The sequence below is a fragment of the Marinobacterium sp. xm-g-59 genome, from assembly GCF_013283315.1.
Lineage (GTDB): Bacteria > Pseudomonadota > Gammaproteobacteria > Pseudomonadales > Balneatricaceae > Marinobacterium_E.
Genome location: NZ_WBYR01000023.1, coordinates 1 through 3318 on the forward strand (window position 1 = coordinate 1; position 3318 = coordinate 3318).

Below are 3318 nucleotides of genomic sequence, written 5' to 3' on the forward strand. Positions count from 1 at the left end.
ACCAAAAAACAAAAAACCCCAGGACCTTTCGGTACTGGGGTTCTTTGTTTATTAGGTGCCTGGCAATGACCTACTCTCACATGGGGAAACCCCACACTACCATCGGCGATGACGCGTTTCACGACTGAGTTCGGTAAGGGATCAGGTGGTTCCACGTCTCTATTGTCACCAGGCAAAACTGGTTAACGCATTGGATACTGTAAGATGCGTCTTGGTTGTCTATACAAGCTACAACCGTTAAATCAATCATTAAACCACTCAGCTGTTCATCTGAAGCTTTCGCTCTCAGACAGCTTTGGCGTTATATGGTCAAGCCTCACGAGCAATTAGTACTGGTTAGCTCAACGCCTCACAACGCTTACACACCCAGCCTATCAACGTCCTAGTCTTGAACGGCTCTTTAGGGACCTTAAAGGTCCAGTGAGATCTCATCTTGAAGGGGGCTTCCCGCTTAGATGCTTTCAGCGGTTATCCCGTCCGAACATAGCTACCCGGCAATGCCACTGGCGTGACAACCGGAACACCAGAGGTTCGTTCACTCCGGTCCTCTCGTACTAGGAGCAACTCTTCTCAAATCTCAAACGCCCACGGCAGATAGGGACCGAACTGTCTCACGACGTTCTAAACCCAGCTCGCGTACCACTTTAAATGGCGAACAGCCATACCCTTGGGACCGGCTTCAGCCCCAGGATGTGATGAGCCGACATCGAGGTGCCAAACACCGCCGTCGATGTGAACTCTTGGGCGGTATCAGCCTGTTATCCCCGGAGTACCTTTTATCCGTTGAGCGATGGCCCTTCCATACAGAACCACCGGATCACTAGAACCTACTTTCGTACCTGCTCCACGTGTCTGTGTCGCAGTCAAGCACCCTTTTACTCTTGCGCTCATTGCATGATTTCCGACCATGCTGAGGGTACCTTCGTGCTCCTCCGTTACTCTTTGGGAGGAGACCGCCCCAGTCAAACTACCCACCACACACTGTCCTTGATCCCGATAAGGGACCTGAGTTAGGACTTCAACGTTACCAGGCTGGTATTTCAAGATCGGCTCCACTTGAACTGGCGTCCAAGTTTCAAAGCCTCCCAGCTATCCTACACAAGTAAGGTCAAAGTCCAGTGTGAAGCTATAGTAAAGGTTCACGGGGTCTTTCCGTCTAGCCGCGGGTACGCTGCATCTTCACAGCGAGTTCAATTTCACTGAGTCTCGGGTGGAGACAGTGTGGCCATCGTTACGCCATTCGTGCAGGTCGGAACTTACCCGACAAGGAATTTCGCTACCTTAGGACCGTTATAGTTACGGCCGCCGTTTACTTGGGCTTCGATCAAGAGCTTCGCCGGAGCTAACCCCATCAATTAACCTTCAAGCACCGGGCAGGCGTCACACCCTATACGTCCACTTTCGTGTTTGCAGAGTGCTGTGTTTTTAATAAACAGTCGCAGCCACCTGGTATCTTCGACCGGCCTCAGCTTAGGGAGCAAGTCCCATCACCAAAACCGGCGCACCTTCTCCCGAAGTTACGGTGCCATTTTGCCTAGTTCCTTCACCCGAGTTCTCTCAAGCGCCTTGGTATTCTCAACCTGACCACCTGTGTCGGTTTGGGGTACGATCCCACATAACCTGAAGCTTAGAGGATTTTCCTGGAAGCCGGGCATCAACTACTTCACTCCATATAGGAGCTCGTCATCAGATCTCAGTCATATAGGAACCCGGATTTGCCTAAGTTCCAAACCTACATCCTTAAACGCGGACAACCAACGCCGCGCTAGCCTAGCCTTCTCCGTCCCCCCGTCGCAGTTATGCGAGGTGCAGGAATATTAACCTGCTTCCCATCGATTACGCTTTTCAGCCTCATCTTAGGGGTCGACTCACCCTACCCCGATTAACGTTGGATAGGAACCCTTGGTCTTCCGGCGAGGGAGTTTTTCACTCCCTTTATCGTTACTTATGTCAACATTCGCACTTCTGATACCTCCACGGTGCCTTACAGCTTCCGCTTCAACAGCTTACAGAACGCTCCTCTACCATGCGTATAAACGCATCCGCAGCTTCGGTCTCTAGTTTGAGCCCCGTTATATCTTCCGCGCAGGCCGACTCGACTAGTGAGCTATTACGCTTTCTTTAAAGGATGGCTGCTTCTAAGCCAACCTCCTAGCTGTCTAAGCCTTCCCACATCGTTTCCCACTTAACTAGAAGTTTGGGACCTTAGCTGGCGGTCTGGGTTGTTTCCCTTTTCACGACGGACGTTAGCACCCGCCGTGTGTCTCCCATGATTGCACTCTTGGGTATTCGGAGTTTGCATCGGGTTGGTAAGTCGGGATGACCCCCTAGCCGAAACAGTGCTCTACCCCCCAAGGTGAGACATGAGGCGCTACCTAAATAGCTTTCGAGGAGAACCAGCTATCTCCGAGCTTGATTAGCCTTTCACTCCGATCCACAGGTCATCCGCTAACTTTTCAACGGTAGTCGGTTCGGTCCTCCAGTTGATGTTACTCAACCTTCAACCTGCCCATGGATAGATCGCCCGGTTTCGGGTCTACTCCCAGCAACTATGCGCCCTATTAAGACTCGGTTTCCCTACGCCTCCCCTAAACGGTTAAGCTTGCTACTGAAAGTAAGTCGTTGACCCATTATACAAAAGGTACGCAGTCACCGAACTAAGTCGGCTCCCACTGCTTGTACGTACACGGTTTCAGGGTCTATTTCACTCCCCTCACAGGGGTTCTTTTCGCCTTTCCCTCACGGTACTGGTTCACTATCGGTCAGTCAGGAGTATTTAGCCTTGGAGGATGGTCCCCCCATGTTCAGACAGGATAACACGTGTCCCGTCCTACTCGATTTCACTGGAAAAGGGTTTTCGAATACGGGGCTATCACCCACTATGGCCAGACTTTCCAGTCTGTTCTTCTAACCCAAATCCAGCTTAAGGGCTGGTCCCCGTTCGCTCGCCGCTACTAAGGGAATCTCGGTTGATTTCTTTTCCTTCGGGTACTTAGATGTTTCAGTTCCCCGAGTTCGCCTCTCTAAACCTATATATTCAGTAAAGAGATACCACTTACGTGGTGGGTTTCCCCATTCGGAAATGTACGGATCAAAACTTGTTTACCAGTTCCCCGTACCTTATCGCAGGTTACAACGTCCTTCATCGCCTCTGACTGCCAAGGCATCCACCGTGCACGCTTATTCACTTGACCATATAACCCAAAGGTGTCTGATCAACTGAATGGTTCTCGTAACGATCGATTTCGCCGGTTGGCGCTTGTATCAAACAATACAAGACAATCTTTATCTTACAGTTTCCAAATTGTTAAAGAGCGT

General features: G+C 50.8%; 2 rRNA genes. Both read right to left on the minus strand.

Annotated elements, in window-relative coordinates:
• Positions 1–57 precede the first annotated feature (57 nt).
• Positions 58–173, minus strand: a 5S ribosomal RNA gene (rrf, locus tag XMG59_RS11930).
• A 132-nt stretch (positions 174–305) separates the two neighbouring features.
• A 23S ribosomal RNA gene (locus XMG59_RS11935) occupies positions 306–3194 on the minus strand.
• Positions 3195–3318: the final 124 nt, after the last annotated feature.